Source organism: Rummeliibacillus pycnus, from assembly GCF_044359855.1.
GTDB classification, from domain to species: Bacteria; Bacillota; Bacilli; order Bacillales_A; family Planococcaceae; genus Rummeliibacillus; species Rummeliibacillus pycnus_A.
Window position 1 is genome coordinate 1,162,931 of sequence record NZ_CP132291.1, and the last position, 16,976, is coordinate 1,179,906.

15 protein-coding genes and 1 pseudogene are annotated in these 16,976 nt (G+C 36.0%); 2 read left to right on the plus strand and 14 right to left on the minus strand.

The features are described from left to right. Positions 1-10: 10 nt before the first annotated feature. From Q8X41_RS05825 to Q8X41_RS05880, 12 genes are all read right to left on the minus strand, one after another. The gene (locus tag Q8X41_RS05825) at positions 11-1,654 is read right to left on the minus strand and encodes an AMP-binding protein (RefSeq protein ID WP_397539312.1); all 1,644 of its coding nucleotides are present in this window, start codon (positions 1,652-1,654) and stop codon (positions 11-13) included. Between the two features lie 34 nt (positions 1,655-1,688). Then, a complete protein-coding gene (locus Q8X41_RS05830; RefSeq protein ID WP_397539313.1) occupies positions 1,689-2,831 on the minus strand; it encodes an acyl-CoA dehydrogenase family protein in 1,143 nt (380 codons plus the stop codon). A gap of 98 nt (positions 2,832-2,929) precedes the next feature. After that, on the minus strand, positions 2,930-3,550 hold the full coding sequence (locus Q8X41_RS05835) for a TetR/AcrR family transcriptional regulator (RefSeq protein WP_397539314.1): 621 nt from the start codon (positions 3,548-3,550) through the stop codon (positions 2,930-2,932). Between the two features lie 544 nt (positions 3,551-4,094). Further along, positions 4,095-4,748, minus strand: coding sequence for a hypothetical protein (locus tag Q8X41_RS05840; protein ID WP_397539315.1), 654 nt, complete (start codon positions 4,746-4,748; stop codon positions 4,095-4,097). A 12-nt stretch (positions 4,749-4,760) separates the two neighbouring features. Next, entirely contained in the window at positions 4,761-5,210 is a 450-nt protein-coding gene (locus Q8X41_RS05845; RefSeq protein ID WP_397539316.1) for a DinB family protein, read from the minus strand. 86 nt (positions 5,211-5,296) lie between these two features. Beyond that, a complete protein-coding gene (locus Q8X41_RS05850) occupies positions 5,297-5,791 on the minus strand; it encodes an NUDIX hydrolase (protein WP_397539317.1) in 495 nt (164 codons plus the stop codon). Then, entirely contained in the window at positions 5,788-6,477 is a 690-nt protein-coding gene (locus Q8X41_RS05855) for a Type 1 glutamine amidotransferase-like domain-containing protein (protein WP_397539318.1), read from the minus strand. Before Q8X41_RS05855 ends, Q8X41_RS05850 begins: the two co-directional genes overlap by 4 nt. 19 nt (positions 6,478-6,496) lie before the next feature. Further along, on the minus strand, positions 6,497-6,964 hold the full coding sequence (locus Q8X41_RS05860) for a GNAT family N-acetyltransferase (protein WP_397539319.1): 468 nt from the start codon (positions 6,962-6,964) through the stop codon (positions 6,497-6,499). Positions 6,965-7,009: 45 nt separating this feature from the next. Next, the gene (locus Q8X41_RS05865) at positions 7,010-8,875 is read right to left on the minus strand and encodes a XylR N-terminal domain-containing protein (protein WP_397539320.1); all 1,866 of its coding nucleotides are present in this window, start codon (positions 8,873-8,875) and stop codon (positions 7,010-7,012) included. A 204-nt stretch (positions 8,876-9,079) separates the two neighbouring features. Beyond that, the gene (locus Q8X41_RS05870; protein ID WP_397539321.1) at positions 9,080-10,594 is read right to left on the minus strand and encodes a 4-hydroxyphenylacetate 3-hydroxylase family protein; all 1,515 of its coding nucleotides are present in this window, start codon (positions 10,592-10,594) and stop codon (positions 9,080-9,082) included. Positions 10,595-10,813: 219 nt separating this feature from the next. Then, positions 10,814-11,572, minus strand: coding sequence for an aminoglycoside phosphotransferase family protein (locus tag Q8X41_RS05875; protein WP_397539322.1), 759 nt, complete (start codon positions 11,570-11,572; stop codon positions 10,814-10,816). 177 nt (positions 11,573-11,749) lie between these two features. Continuing rightward, positions 11,750-13,336 (minus strand): amidohydrolase, encoded by a 1,587-nt coding sequence (locus Q8X41_RS05880; protein WP_397539323.1) that lies wholly within the window; start codon positions 13,334-13,336, stop codon positions 11,750-11,752. Positions 13,337-13,436: 100 nt separating this feature from the next. Between Q8X41_RS05880 and Q8X41_RS05885 the strand changes: the two are divergent. After that, positions 13,437-13,523: pseudogene (locus Q8X41_RS05885) on the plus strand (N-acetyltransferase); the annotation flags it as partial. 138 nt (positions 13,524-13,661) lie between these two features. On the opposite strand, the gene Q8X41_RS05890 reads toward Q8X41_RS05885, so the two are convergent. Both Q8X41_RS05890 and Q8X41_RS05895 read right to left on the minus strand, forming a co-directional pair. Next, complete coding sequence (locus tag Q8X41_RS05890; RefSeq protein WP_397539324.1) at positions 13,662-14,552, minus strand: deoxyribonuclease IV; 891 nt, start codon at positions 14,550-14,552, stop codon at positions 13,662-13,664. Positions 14,553-14,569: 17 nt separating this feature from the next. Beyond that, on the minus strand, positions 14,570-15,868 hold the full coding sequence (locus tag Q8X41_RS05895) for a DEAD/DEAH box helicase (protein ID WP_397539325.1): 1,299 nt from the start codon (positions 15,866-15,868) through the stop codon (positions 14,570-14,572). A 163-nt stretch (positions 15,869-16,031) separates the two neighbouring features. On the opposite strand from Q8X41_RS05895, the gene vrrA reads away from it, so the two are divergent. Beyond that, a complete protein-coding gene (gene vrrA / locus Q8X41_RS05900) occupies positions 16,032-16,964 on the plus strand; it encodes a VrrA/YqfQ family protein (RefSeq protein ID WP_397539326.1) in 933 nt (310 codons plus the stop codon). The last annotated feature ends 12 nt before the right edge of the window (positions 16,965-16,976 follow it).

The following is a 16,976-nucleotide window of genomic DNA, read 5'->3' on the forward strand; positions in this document are numbered from 1 at the left end:
CGAAACCTCCTCATTTTAGGGATTTTGTAAATCCTTGAAATTGTTCTCGTAGCTTAAACTTTTGGATTTTTCCTGATGCTGTCATTGGATAATGGTCGACGAAGTAAATATAACGAGGTATTTTATGACGAGAAATTTCACCATCACAAAATGCTCGAATCTCTTCTTCAGTTGCTGTTTGACCGTCCTTTAAAATGATCCATGCAGCTGCTTCTTCCCCGTACTTCTCATCTGGTACACCAGCAACCTGTATATCTAGTACTTTAGGATGTTGGTATAAAAACTCTTCAATCTCACGTGGATAAATGTTTTCGCCTCCACGGATGAACATATCTTTGAGTCTCCCAGTTACTCGTACATATCCCTCTTCATCCATGGTCCCAAGATCTCCTGTATGCAACCAATTATCTTCATCAATTGCTTCTCTTGTAGCATCCGGGTTTTTATAATAACCCTTCATGACAACATAACCGCGGGCACAAATTTCACCTTGCTCACCTCGAGGAAGTTCAGTATTTGTACCAGGCTCTGTAATTTTCACTTCAACATTTGGTAAAGCACGACCAACTGTTTCCACCTTTAAATTAAGAGGATCCTCTGTTCTTGTTTGTGTTAATACAGGTGAGGATTCAGTTTGTCCATAACATATCGTAATATCTTTCATTCCCATAATATGAATGACATCTTTCATTACTTCAACCGGGCAGTTGGATCCGGCCATTACGCCCGTACGTAAAGAAGATAGATCGAATTCTTGAATATTCGGTAAATTCAACTCATTTATAAACATCGTTGGTACACCGTGAAGTGCTGTACATTTTTCCTTTTCAACAGTACGTAATACTTTTTCTGCGTGGAATTCCTGCACTGGCACCATCGTTCCACCAGCAGAGACAATCGCTAATGTACCAATCACACATCCAAAGCAATGGAAAAATGGTACTGGAATACAAAGCTTATCATCCTGTGTAAGTTTCATACACTCCGCAATATTAATCGCATTATTGATTAGATTAGAATGACGTAACATTACACCTTTTGGGAAGCCTGTTGTACCGGATGTATATTGAATATTAATGACATCTTCGTAGGATAGGGATTTTTTACGGTCTGAAAGTTGTTCATCCGAAATCATTTGACCATTTGCTAAAAATTCTTCATAGCTAAACGTACCAGGATAGTGTTTATCACTTATTACGACAACGGTTTTCAAGAGTGGTAAACGAGCACTTTCAAGTTGTCCAGGCTTACTTGTTTTTAGCTCTGGACATATTTCGTAAAGTGTTTCGATAAATGAGTAGTCCCGTAACTGATCAATTAATACAATTGCACGTGAATCAGATTGCTTCAATAAATACTCTAACTCTGAAGTACGGTAATTTGTATTAACTGTCACTAGTGGTGCTCCCATTTTCCCAGATCCAAATTGTAATCCTGGCCACTCTTGTACATTTGTCGTCCAAACTGCAAAATGGTCACCTTTTTCTAGACCGATTGCTATTAAGGCTTTTGCCACCTCATCAACATGATGGTTAAACTGTGCATATGTCATGCGAAAATTACGATCCGCATAAACAAGTGCTTCTTTATCCGGAGTCAATGCAACTTTTTCCTCCAATAGCTCGCCAATCGTTTGATAAACTAGTTCTGCCATACCTATTCCTCCCATAGATTCCTTTTTCAAAGAACTAACATCCTAAAATACGAGAAATGACAACCCGTTGAATCTCAGAAGTACCTTCACCAATTTCCATTAGCTTAATATCACGTAAATGACGTTCTACATCGTATTCCGCCATATAACCGGATCCCCCATGAATTTGAATGGCTTGATTACATGTTCTAAAGCCCATTTCAGATGCAAACAATTTTGCGAATGCGGCTTCTTTTTTAAATGGCTTTCCATGATCCTTTAACCAAGCTGCCTTCATCACCATATTGCGCGCTAACTCAATTTCCATCGCCATATCGGCTAATTTAAAGCTAATCCCTTGGAATTTTGAAATAGACTGACCAAATTGTTTGCGCTCTTTTGAGTAAGCCAATGCTTTATCAAATGCTGCTTGTGCTATCCCGACGGATAGAGCTGCAATGGAAATACGTCCACCATCTAAAGTGTTTAAAAACTGACCAAATCCTTTTTTCTCATCACCAAGCACGTTTTCTTTTGGAACACGGACATTCTCAAGAATGATTTCACATGTATTCGATGCACGAACACCCATTTTTTTATAATCAGAGCGAATTGTTACTCCCGGAGTGTCAGTTGGGACAATAATGGCCGAAATAATATTTTTTCCTTTTTCATTTTGACCTGTCACAGCTGTTACAACGACTTGGCGAGCATATTCAGCATTTGTAATCCAACATTTCTCTCCGTTAATCATCCATTCGTCACCATCTAAGTGCGCTTTAGTTCTAGTACCACCAGCATCAGAACCGGCATTTGGTTCAGTTAACCCAAATGATCCTAGCGTCTTCCCTTGCGCCATTGGGACTAAAAATTCTTGCTTTTGCTCCTCTGTACCAAAGTTATAAAAAGGGGTAGCCCCTAAACTGACTGCAGCTGCATAGCTTAACCCTGTCCCACCACAAGCACGACCAATTTCTTCAACAGCTAGCGCGTAAGAAATGGTATCTCCTCCTGAGCCACCGTACTGTTCCGGGAACGGAATACCGAAAAGTCCTAAATCAGCCATTTTGTCAAAGCTTTCTTTTCTGAATGCATGTGTTTCATCAAGTTCTCGTGCATGTGGTTCAATTTCTGCCTTTGCAAAATCACGTACCATATCACGAATCATTTGCTGTTCTTTCGTTAATTCAAAATTCATGATTAATTCCCCTTTCAATTTCCCATCTATTTTGTAGTACCGACTAGTCGGTCTGACCCTTTGTTTAAAAAAAGCAGTTCCTATTTAGCTTGCTCACACTAGCTGAGTAAATGTTGATATGATAAGGCTTCTTCATAACCTTTATCTGTCACAATTCCTCTAAGTATTAAATCATTAAAATGCAATGTAATTTGCTCCATAGTTAACGGACCGTTTTGCTTGTACCATTTATATGTCCAGTTCACTAATCCTATAATCGCCATTGCCGTAATTGTTACAGAAATTTCTTCTCGAAAGTCCCCACTCAACTTACCATCTTCAATCACTTGTTCAATCAGCTTACGATATTCAGTACGTTTTTCTTTAATGATTAATTTATAGGTAGGTGGTAAATAGGTTCCTTCATCATAAAATACGGTAATATGCCGATTGTATACATCAAATACATTTGTAAATGCATACAACATTGCACACACTTTTTCAATCGGGTTATCGTACTTGTCATACGCTACTTTTGTTTGTTTTAAAACAAATGAAATAAACACATCATGAATTTCGTATAGGAGGGCATCTTTTGATTTAAAGTTATGGTAAAACCCGCCTTTTGATGTTCCTGCTTTTTCAACAATTTCATCAACGGATACACCGTGATACCCTTTTTGTTGAAATAAATCTAAAGCTGTTTCAAGAATACGTTCCTTTACAGATTGCTTTGACATAAATATCTCCCCATCCGTAAATCACTCCCTATGCATAAAACGCATCAATTTAGTTAAATAATAGATTTTTCCGAAAATTAGCACATATATTACAATTAAAATATATCATTCTCACAAACTAAAATCTATAACATGTATTATTTTTTCTCTAAAAAGACAAAAAAATCTATATTACGCTACTATTTTCATAATTTCATAACGCTTAATAACCCATTAGAATCTTTTCGTTGTGATTGTTTTTGTACACGAGATTTCCTGATTATTATAAATTCCTACATTTTACAAATTCGAGATTCCAAAATACTCTACGCTCCTCTATATATTCATTTCCATTAAAAGTTATGACCAAAAACAGTTAAATCTTTGACACTTTTTTAGAATGCCTCAATGGCCGCTTCACGAATCTCACATAAATTAAAATCCGAAACTAAAATTATTTAAGTTATAATAGCACCGTAATTCCCCTTAAACTATCATGATGTTTTTAACGCGATATCAAACACAAAATCCCTTAACCTCCAGTGAGATTAAGGGATTTACATTCTTACTTTAATTTTGAAATATGCAACTGTACGAGAATTTCATCTATTAAAGGATCTAATGGATTTAATATTCCCGTTTGAGTATTTTTCACGGCTTCTACCATTGATAGCTGAGCAATAGCTACAAAGTCAGTGTTATTATTTTTAAATTCAGTTAATTTCTTAACAACTATTTCATGATGTTCTTTGATATTGCCATTCATCAAATATTCAAATGCATTCGGTATCATTTCTATACAATAGTCAATAGGTTTATTTAGTCGATGTAAGTAGTGATTAAGTCTTCCGGTTGTTCCCTCAACAGTTTTAGGATTTGTAAAAACCAGGGTTTGTGGGGAAGGTAACTGTGAAAAAGCTTTAAAAAACGGTTCGTCAATTTTAATGATAGGAATACTCCACTTAATTGTATCATCTAATATGGCAATATAGTTTGTACATGTAATAACTATAGCATCTACTCCGCTTGCTACTATCCAATCGACTTGTTCCATTACCTTTTTCTTAGATTCTTCAGGTTTGAAGGTGGGATCATTTGTAATTCGCACCATTAATCCAGGATCTACAAAATGTTGAAGAGTAATTGGATATTCTGAAAGGGCTTTTTCTATGTAGTGTATATTTGAATAATGCGCGTGCAAACATCCTAGTGTCTTCATCTTGTCTCTTCCCTACAAATTTTTTTCTATTGTGTCTTCTTCAAAATAATTTAAGAAATCTTGAATTTGCTGAAAATGATGCAGGTCATGTTCAATCAGACCATCAAAATATGAAGCTAACGTCAAATTGCTTTTACCAAATGTGAAAGTTTGATTATATACTTCTTGTGACAAATTATTAAGTTTTCTTATTAAATTACATCTTTCTTCTAAGAATTCCTCGATAACTTCCTCTTTCTTCTTTCCTTTACTTTCTAGAGCCGCACGACTATTCATTTCTTGTACATTTGGGCTTTCTAACTCCTTATTTTCAATGAATAAATAAGGTAATCTCTTTTCAATGACAAATCGGTCCCAAGGGATTAAGTGACCAATTATTTCACAGGTAGACCATTTGCCCTCTGCGACAGAAGTATGCCATGTTATAACAGATTTAGAATTAATGCTTTTTACAAATTCCATAGATTCTTTATAATGTTTTAGAATGCTCTCTTTTGATATGATAGATCCCCCTTTAATAGCGATATATTTCAATCAGTAAGAATAAATCATTTAACATCAGATAAAGCATTTTCAAGAATGACTGATGCTATCTCATGATCGTCGATTACAAAAGGAATTTCTGAAGGTTCTACCCAAATACGAGTTTCTGCCTCATTTTCCCTTAAAAATGAATCACAAGTTTTGATATCCATTCTGTAAAACACCTGATATCCAACAATTGGATATTTACCATAGGTATCAAAATACGGATTTTCTTTATGATTAACTTCTATAGACCCTAAATAAGTAATATCCCCTTTGACATAGGCTTCTTCATAGACCTCTCGATGTAGTGCTTCTTCTGGTGATTCGCCTTTTTCAATATGACCACCAGGGTAGTTAAATCCTCTATTTTTTATTTTAGAGAGTAATACTTTATCATTTTGAATACAAATTGCATGGACACTTGTAATGATATCTTGATTTCGCAATAGATATTTAGGTATCCAGGTTAAATTTACTTTTTGACCATCCCAATCAACAGATATTGATTTCATCATAAATACCTCACAGGAAGTGACTCTTCCATCACATTATTTTCAAAAGTCACCCTATAAGCCCCTGCAGCTGGTCTTGAACTAACAATCTCTTTAATATCTTGATCGAAATAGTGAATCGCAACACCATCATCAGCTGCTATGCCCGGTCTCATCCTACTTGTTCCAATTAGATCTTGATAAGAGAGTCTTCTATCCTCTTCTCCATCATAGTGAGGACAATTACTCCCTTTTAGAAAACCTAAACATTGTATTGGTTCGAGCCCATCCCCAAATGAATCTGTTACCCCTTCTTCAAACCAACAAATGGAACCTGCACTAATGCCAGCTAAAATGATGCCTTGGTTCCAAGCTTTTCGTAAGATTTGATCTATCCCCCAATCTTTCCAAAGTGCTAGTAAATTTTTGGTACTTCCTCCTCCTACATAAATAATATCTTTTTCAAGTAAATAATTTTCTAAGTCTCTAGTTGGTGGATTAAATAACGATAGGTGTGAAGGAATACAATTTTGCTTTCTAAAAAAATCATAAAACCTCTTAATATAATTTTCAGAGTCTCCACTTGCTGTTGGTATAAAACATATTTTAGGGCTCTCTTTCTTCGATTGACTTAGTATATATTGATCTAACAAAGGATTTTCAGGCTCCATTGAAAATCCACCGCCACCCATTGCTATGATTTGTTTCATCAACCTTCCTCCATTCATCCTATAAATAATAGCTCATTATAATTAGTTCGCCTTTTTCACCCATAGTTCTTACCCCTTCATCGACAAATCCGCATTTCTTATATAAAGATTGCGCTGCTACATTTGCAACATTAACCGCTAATACAATTTCATTAATACCAGAAAAATTATTTTTGACAAACTGTGGTAATAGTTGCAAAGCTTTTTTGGCATAGCCTTTTCCCTGTTGTCTAGCATCAGTTGAAAAAGCTCTTAATAATATTGCATTAGGATTTTGGCTATATGGTTTGACACCTTCATTTTTGTGAAGAACAAAGAATGTGACTAATTGTTCTTGTTCAATTGCTAAAATGGAAGAGCGCTCTTCGTCATTCTTTGATTGTTCAATACATTCTTTTGGAGTACCAGTAAATCTCAGCTGGTCTTCTGCTAATTTGTAATCTTCAATTAATTTATTGTGCTGATCTGTATATATATTTAGCTCCATTTAAATACCCCCATAAAAAATTTTTAAACTACATTTACTTTCGTTCTATAATGAAATATCTCCACTAGCAATTAGCACTTGTAAACTTAATAAAAGCTGATAATTTACAGTTGGATCCCGCAAATCTTGTCCAACTAATAATTCTATTTTCTCTAATCGATAACGTAAACCACTCATTGACAAAGATAATTTCATCCGTGTATTTTCTAAATTCCCGCCATTTTTTAAAAATACATAGAGAGTATATAATAATTCACTTTTCAAATTGTTTTTGTATAATAGTTGTCCTAACGTCTGTTTTGCTTTTAATTTAATCATGTCCTTATTGTCACTATGGAGCATAAGTCCAACAATCCCGAGTTCATCAAAAAGTACAAGCGATTCATTAATATGTGCCATTTGTAAGGATATGAGTGCTTCATCAAAGTGAATGGATGCTTGCTCGATGTTTAATCCCTGAGAACTAATACCAATTGAAAAATAATTATGTCTGAAATGTTTGTTTAAATGCTTTAAAAGTTTAATACACTCAGATTTTATTATTTTCATTTGATTCTCTTGTATGAATAATACTAATTTCCCTTCCCTTTTCCCTATTAAAATATCATTCATGGATTTAGTAAATTGAATAACCTCTTCAAAAATTTGTTCAGAAAGCATAAGTTCTTCGTCGAAATCATTATGTTTGTTTCTATATGTAAGAACAATAATATAATATGGTAGCTTTAAATTCATTTGAATATAATTGCCTTTTTGAATAATTTCGTGCTCTTTCGAAAAGTTACTGTCAAGAATTTGATTAAGAAAATACCCCTTTACCCGTTCAGTTGCTTCAAATGCGTTTTTTTCGTTGAGTAAATAGATGGAACAAATTGTTGCAGCATTTTCTAATATCACTTGATCAATTTTTGAAATCTTTTGTCCTTTTTCATATATTAAAAAGCAATTGCCGTAACTCCGTTGTTTAATAATAATTGGAATACATAGACAATAGTAAATTTCACCATCAATTTTAATTTTCTTTTGAGATGATCCAAAATGACTTTTTCTATCTCGTAAAGCCTTGGTTATCGTTAAATAATCAATCTCCATGAATAAATTAGAGACACCCACTGTATACATTATATTTCCATACATATCTTCAATCATCATTGGTAACTTCAATTCTTCATAAACAATATTTACGATAGACTGTAATTCTCCTTCTGCTGCTAATTCATTTGTTAAACGATTATGTATTGAAATCGCCTTCGATAAATTATTTCGTTCATCTAAAAGCTGATCATAGGTGGAGTGTAACTCTTGGACGATTGTTGCCTCTTCAAAATACGGAAGCTCACTCAAAATAGCAACTCCCCATTGCTCAAGCGTTTTACCGACATAAGAACATTCACTATCCCCTTTTGCTATACAGTTAACTTCTTTAAACAAGACTTTTTTATTGCATATCGTAGAATAATAACCACTAGCATAACCAATTAAAGTGTAGCAAACAGGTAAATCTGACAGTCCAAACTGAGTTAAATGTTCCTCCGCTTCATAAGAAGCAATCCATCTTCCTTCTACATGTATCGTTTCTACTTTTTGATCATCTGAATAGCCAATGTCCAATTTGGAACGCTGTGCTAATGTAAATCCACGTAATAGATGCATGTGGGGGCCTTGGCTAAGTAAATCTTCAAAAGAAGAATATTTCTTTTTCATTGCTTTATTGGCATCACTTTGCCCTAGATTCCATCCATACCGAATAAGGAATCCCTTCATCCGCTCTTTTGAAATATTTTCGATTAATTCTTTTCGAAGAATACCAAAAATAATCGAAGATGTGACAATCATCCGCTCGCCTTCTAAGACAATCCGCCCTTCACCATCCGTATACTCTTTTATCCATGAAAACGGGCTATTATTCATCTTATTCCTCCATGAACACAGAATTTTCTGATTTAATTCTACCATATTTAAATATTTTAGCATTAATCTAAGTTATCTATTTAGATCAAAATGAGCTACTCCTATTTTCAAATAAAAAACCCGAATAGCAATGAAATACTACTCGGGATTACATATTTTTGAGACGATAAAATGTTTTTTTAATTGTTAGCTTTCTCAAATTTACTATAGCGGTAATTTTTCGGTGTTGTAATTGTTAATCCAAGTCTCATTTGTCCATCCATTCAAATCATAATCATTTAATGCTTGGTCAACAAAGCTTTTATATGCTGCTGTTTGACCTGAAGCATCAGCCATTTTTAATGCATCTAATCGAATGCCTTCTTGATTTCCAGCGTAGTTAATTTCGTATAATTCGTTTCGCCCACCAAATTCTGTGCCAATCGCATCCCACACCAATTTTAAAACTTTGACACGTTCTTCTGCACTAGCTCCACCTGAACCTTTATAGTATTGGTCTAAGTATGGTCGAAGTTCTGGGTTCAAGAAATCTTTTGAACTAGAAGGTAATTGAATTAATCCTCCAGCCACGACTTGCTCGAAAATTTGTTTGATCTTCGGCCAGACAACAGGTGCAAATGTACGGTATGCTGTTGCATAAGTTGAGTTTGGAAGTAAATATCCATTTGGAGCTTCTTCAGGCTGAGTTGCCATAGCAGTAGAAATCGCCCAAAACATATTGCGGTATGAAATTACTTCACCAATATTTGCTTGAACACCTCGAAACGTATTCGTCCCAGCCAGTTCAGTTGCTTTTAATAACAGTCCAACCATAAAATCAAGTTTTACTGCAAAACGGGTACACCCCTGGAATGTATACCGGTTTACCCAACCCGTTTTCGGGCGGAATCCATTGGCAATATCAACATTTTTATACGCCAATACATCTTCCCAAGGAATAAATACGTTATCAAGAACTATAACTGCATCGTTCTCGTCAAATCGACTTGATAAAGGATAATCAAACGGTGTGCCTGATTTCACTGCCATTTCTTCATAGGACTGACGACTAATTACCTTTAAACCAGGGGCATTCATTGGTACAAAGAAAATAAGTGCATGGCTTTGATCACCACCCCCAAGATCTTGCGGAGAATAGTTTGCAACAAAATTATAATGAGTTAATGCAGCTGAAGTACCAACCATTTTGGCACCGCTTACAATAATACCATCATCTTTTTCTGCAACAGCTCGGACAAATACTTCTTTGTTTTCATGTAAAGGTTTATGACGATCTAATTGTGGATTTATAATAGTATGGTTACAAAAAGGTAATTCTTCTTGTGCTTTACGGTACCATCTTCTTGCATTGTTTTCGAATCCTTTATAAAAATCAGCATAAGGTCCAAGTGAACCCGTAAAAGCAGCTTTATAATCGGGAGTTCTACCCATAAAACCATAACTTAATCGTGCCCATTCTGCCATAGCATCCCGTGCTCCAATTAGTTCTTTCACGCTAGTTGAGGCTTTAAAAAATTTATGGGTACGGAAACCAAATTCAGTTTCCGTTGTTAAAGTAGCTGACTTTTCAGGATCATGAAGCGCATCATAGAGTCTTGCAATCGAACGTGCTGAATTTCTGTATGCTGGATGTTCTACAACATTTTTGATTTTTTCACCATTTAAATATACAACTCGGCCATCATTTAAACTTTCTAAATACTCTTTGCCATTATACATACCATACCCTCCATTGCCCAATTAGTTATTTAGACTCTTAATATTCTAAATACTTAATTAAATATTAACGGAGATGTATCTTTCTTTTCTACAAATTATATTGTCTGTTTCATGTATCAATTTCCAACAAAAACTATCTAATTTATCGCAAACTTAGATAAATTGATCTGATGCTACATGGCTTCCTTTTCTAGTCTCTACATTTCGCAAAAATATGGATTAAAAAAATTCATATAACCCACCATTGAAATAGGTAAATTCTGTATCATGAATTTTATATCGTGGATAACCTTTATAAAATGCCACTTTTTCTTGTTCTGTGAATTTTCGTATAGCCAGCGCTTCATCATAACGTGGATCACCGATTGTCATAAAACCAACATCGATAAAAGACATAACTTTACCCTTATAAACCATAACATTATCAGTCGTGCAATCACCATGAATCATCGTTTGTGGCACTGATTTTGGTCGATTATTATAAAGCTCCTGCAAAAGATCTAATGAACCATCGCATATTCCTTTTTCAGCATAGAATTTAGCTTGTTGTAATTGAGTATCTAACCAATTCTGAGATACATCATAACTTGAGATTGGTTGTTCATGTAACTGGCATAAAAATGTACCAAAGCTTTCTATCAATTGAAACTTCTCTTTATCATTTTCGTCCAACTTTATTGCTTGAGTAAGACTATTGCCAGGTATTTTGGACATTAGCAAATATGCCTGGCCTTTGTCATAGAGAAATGCAATCAACTTAGGAACAACATTCCTATAGCTTTCTCTGGCCATCTCTAAAACTTTTGCTTCTTTTCTAAGCCAATCTTTATATTTTGGCTCTTCACATATTTTCAAAATATATGAGCCTTCAGTATTCCTAACTTCAAATACAGTTGAAGTCCATCCTTGCTGTGAACCTTTTGTTATTACTAATGGTGGTTCCAAATATTTTTCTAATAATATGTTTAAATGTTTCATATACTCTCCTATTCTTCAAATAATACATAGCTTTTCGCACACTAAATTTTTCCTAAACAAGTAAAATATCCGACATTTTATATAACCGCAGTTTCATACTTAAACAAAAACAAATAGACTTAGCAAACTACTGTTTGCCAAGCCAATCTATGTTCTTAGGTAGCAATTTATTTTTGGCTATGCATCAGCACGATCAAATACTACGCGTCCCGCGACAACGGTCTTCACAGCTTTTGCTTCAAGCATGTCCTCTGATGTTCCTTCAAATAAATCACGGTCGAAAATTGAAAAGTCAGCAACATATCCTGATTTAATCAAGCCACGTTCATGTTCTTTGCAAATGGCTTGTGCACTGCCGACTGTATACATACGAATAGCTTCAAAACGAGTCACTTTTTGTTCAGGTACATAGCCATCATTGTCTGCATATGGCTTTTTACGTTCTACCGCTGCATAAATAGATTGAAGTGGATTGATGTCTTCAATTGGTGCATCTGTTCCTGCAGCACACATTACGCCACTGTCTAAAAGCGTTTTCCAAGGATAAACAAAGTCTAAGCGATTTTCACCAAGGCGATCAATAATCCAAGGAAAATCAGATGGTACGAATGCTGGTTGTGCGTCTACAACAACTGGTAATTTTGCTATTCTTTCTATTAAGTCTTTACGTAAGACAGAAACATGGATTAAGCGATCTCGTTTACCTGCAGGTGCTGGGTATTTTTCGATGACATTCAAAATTTGTTCTGTACCAGCGTCACCGATCATATGTACAGCAATTACTTCATCATATTTACGTGCCATTTTCACAAGGTTTTCTAGTTCTTCATCAGTTTGAATAAGTAATCCACTATTTTCAGGATTATCTGCATATGGTTCTGAAAGCGCAGCTGTTGAACCACCTAAAGCACCGTCTGCAAATATTTTCATTGCGCCCGGTTCAATAAAAGGTTCATCAAACTCTATATTGGCGTCCATCATTTCTTCAAATACAGCATTATGACGCAGTAAGTTGACTCTGAAATGATGCTTTTCACCAATGACACGACGATATGCAGTTAACGGATTCATAAATTCACCGAAATAATACATTTCCTCTGTATGTCCGCCAGTTAAGCCATATGACAGCATATTATCTACAGTTAGATTTAGTTCTTCTGTCAATGAATCAATATATGCCTCCCCTTCTCTTGGGATTGCTGCAGTCACAAGTTCTGAAGCTTTATCATATAGCAATCCATTTAGCTTACCATCTTTTGCTCTTCCAATTTCACCGCCTGCGGGAGATATGCTTTGTTCTGTAATTCCGCCTGCTGCAAGCGTTGCTGTATTGCCTAATACTACATGATGGCAAATTCTCGTTAATAGAATCGGTTCTTCACGAACGGCATCCAATTCTTCTTTTGTTGGGATACGTTTATCAGTGAAGTTATTTTCATTCCATCCTTCACCAAATAACCATTGATCAGGGGATGCTGTCTTCGCTGCTTCTTTCACCATTTCTAACATCTCTTCAGCAGAATTAGCTTTTGTTAAATCTAGTCGAATTAATTTTTCGCCTTGGAAAATCATATGAAGATGGCTATCCACGAAGCCTGGATACATCGTAGCACCTTTCAAATCAATTTGATCATCTGCTTGTTCTTTTAATTCATCAATTGAACCGACTGCAATAATTTTACCACCTTCAACAAGTATCGCTTCAACGGTTTCATTTTCCTTTTCCATTGTATAAATAGTTCCACCATACCAAAGTTGTTTCATTATAGACTCCTTTCTATCCATAGTTTTAAAAGCTATCATCTTTGTATAAATTATCCTATTTTTCTTTTAATTCAGCAAGAAATCTCATTCTGTTTTTTGATGTAGTTTTGAAGTAAAAGACTTATCTAAAAATGGAACCTGTGCTTATTACGGATATATACAAGCACGTATAGATGGGCATAGATAATAGCTAGATTTATTAGAGAAGAAAAAGGACCATTTGATCCTTTTGATTTTTTATAAATATCTAAAAGAGCCTAATAAAAAAGCTACCTTCTGTTGTATTTTTAACTCAACAGTTAGGTAGCTAAATAGTACGATTTGTTTATTCTCCGCGTAATGCGTCGATATTCTCTGGCGTATATTTTCCTGATCGGAACATTTCAATTTCGTATGCATATGGTGCTTTTTTGTTTTTAGCGTCTGTTCCTACCCATGGTGTTTCAAGGATTTTAGGAATTCCTGTAAAGGCATCATGGTGTACAATACGATGTAGAGCATCAAAGCCAATATGGCCAAATCCAATGTTTTCGTGACGGTCTTTTGCTGCACCACAAACATTTTTACTATCATTGATATGCAGTACTTTAATACGATCGACTCCAATGACTTTATCAAAATGTTCTAATACACCATCAAAATCATTAATAATATCGTACCCTGCATCATGAGTATGGCAAGTGTCATAGCATACAGATAGGCGTTCATTATTTGTAACACCATCAATAATTTTCGCTAATTCTTCGAATGTACGGCCACATTCTGAACCTTTACCAGCCATTGTTTCTAATGCAATTTGAACTGGGTAATCGGCAGATAGTACTTCATTTAAGCCCTCAATAATTTTCGCGATTCCAACATCAGCACCAGCACCTACATGAGCTCCAGGGTGTAATACGATTTGCGTAGCACCAATTGCCGAAGTACGTTCGATTTCTTTTTGCAAGAATTCCACACCAAGCGCAAATACTTCAGGTTTGGTAGTGTTCGCAAGATTAATGATATACGGAGCATGAACGACGATATTCGATAAACCGTGCTGTTGCATATGCAGAAGTCCTGCCTCGATGTTCAATTCTTCAATAGGTTTACGACGGGTATTTTGAGGCGCTCCTGTATAAATCATAAAGGTAGAAGCACCATAAGAAGCTGCTTCCTCACTTGAAGCAAGGAGCATCTTCTTACCACTCATCGATACATGAGAACCAATTAACATATGGGTATATCCTCCTTTTAGCGTTGGCGGCGACGTTTTTTACGTTCTTTCTTCTTAATTTCTTCCATTTCCCAACGCATATTACGCTTGTATCCTGGTTTTACTTTTTTCGGCTTACGTACTTTTGATTTTGCAATACGGTCGATTTCATCTGATTTTTTCTCACGTTTTTCACGTGCATGGCGTTCTTTCATTTCAACGATCTCGCCATTTTTGATGTCTTTTGCAACAAATGGAATACCCATTTTTTCTACGCGTGCAATTGCATCTTCATCAGAAGGTTCGAAAATTGTGATCGCAACACCCTTATTACCCGCACGTGCTGTACGACCAACACGGTGAATGAAGAATTCAAGATCTTGTGGTAATTCGTAGTTAATAACATGGCTAACCCCTGGAATATCAATACCACGAGCAGCTAGGTCTGTTGCAACGATGTATTGGAATTCTAGGTCACGAATTTGTTTCATCATTTTTTTACGATCACGTGGTGTTAAATCACCATGGATACGTCCAACACGATGTCCATTATTTGAAAGGAAATCAGCAACATAATCAGCTTGTTTACGTGTATTCGTAAAAATAATTGCTAGGTAAGGATTAATAGTATTCATTGTTTCAAGTAATTTACTATTTTTTGATTTACTACGTGTTGGAATTAAATAGAAATCAATGTTTTCTGCAACAGGGCGTTTATCATCCATATGTACATGGATTGGTGATGTCATATATTTTTTCAAGAAAGGTTGTAAGCTTTCTGGAATTGTTGCTGAGAACACATACATTTCAAGATTTTCAGGCATTTGTGATGCAAATTGATCAATATCTTCGATAAAGCCCATATCAAATGCAAGATCTGCCTCGTCTATAACGAGCATTGAAGCTGTATGCACAAGTAACGCTTGTTCTTTAACTAAATCACGAATTCGTCCTGGTGTACCAACGACAATTTGTGGTTGTGTTTTTAGTTTGTCGATAGAACGTTGCTTGTCCGTTCCTCCGATAAATAATTTTGAGTGAATATCTGTTCCTTCAATTAGCTTTTGAAGTTCGATATTAATTTGTGATGCAAGCTCACGAGTAGGAGCAGCAATAACAGCTTGTACCTCTTGTTTATCTTGTCGGATTCGTTCAACGATTGGGATTAAGAAACTGTGTGTTTTCCCTGTTCCTGTGTGGGCTTGGCCGATTGCACTTTTACCTTTGAGGATTAGTGGAATCATTTCTTTTTGAATCGGGGTTGGCTCTGTAAAGCCTAATTTCTCTATAGCCTCTCGTAAAAAGGGCTGGAAATTATAATCTGTATATTTGGACATATATTGTCCCTCCTAACTTACTACATTCATTGTAACACGATTCGTACATTAAGTAGACCATTTGCATATGATATCTATTAATAGAACATTCGTCAATTCCTCGTGACGATTTTTCCTATATTGTTTGATTCGTTTATTTTTTTAAAAATGAAAGGAGAATCTTATGGTTTACCCATCCTATTTCCCTTACGGTAATCCTTATCAAGGAAGTTTTAATCCATATCCTATGCAACAAATGATGCGGCCAATGCCTTCACCAGGAAGATTTGGTAATGTCGCTAGTGGTCCACCTGCTACTCCTAGAGGTTTTGGTAATTTTGGTAATGCCGCTCAAGCTATTCCTAGAGGGCCAGGTAATTTTGCTAATGCAGCCCAAGCTATTCCTAGGGGCCCAGGTAATTTTGCAGGTCCTGCTCAAGCTATCCCTAGGGGCCCAGGCAATTTTACAGGTCTCTCTCAAGCTATCCCTAGAGGACCAGGTAATTTTGCAGGTCCCGCTCAAGCTCCCCCTAGAGGACCAGGTAATTTTGCAGGTCCCGCTCAAGCGTTAGCAAGAGGTGTAACTAATTTTAATAATGCAGGAAAAGTGGCGGATGCAGCAGGGAATGCTGCGGGATCAGCAAGAGCATTTGCTAGAGATATGGGTTTTGGTGGTGCGGCTAGAGCTGCTAGAGCTGCCGAGGCAGCGAATGCTGCTGCAAATGCGGCGAATGCTGCAAATGCGGCCGGAGGTGCAGGAAACTCTCTTGGAAGCTTTGCTAAGATTGAGCAATATTTAAACACAGCTGATCAATTTTTTAACACAGCTCAAAAATTCACTCCTATGGTGAAGCAATTCTCTCCTATGTTCCAAAATTTGCCTGCACTTTACCGGATGTATAAAGGCTTCCAGTCAATTCCTAATGCGAACTCGCCAACAGCCCCTGCTCAAGGTGGCGGAAAAGAACCAAGAGGACCTTTAAAATATATACTTGGAAGAAATAGAAGACAACAACAACAACAACCTCAATCGCAATCACAACGATCACAGCAACCTCAGCAATTTACACAACAAACTCGCCCTTCAACTCCTCGTATATTCCAACCCCCTTTTTAACGAACTAGACGA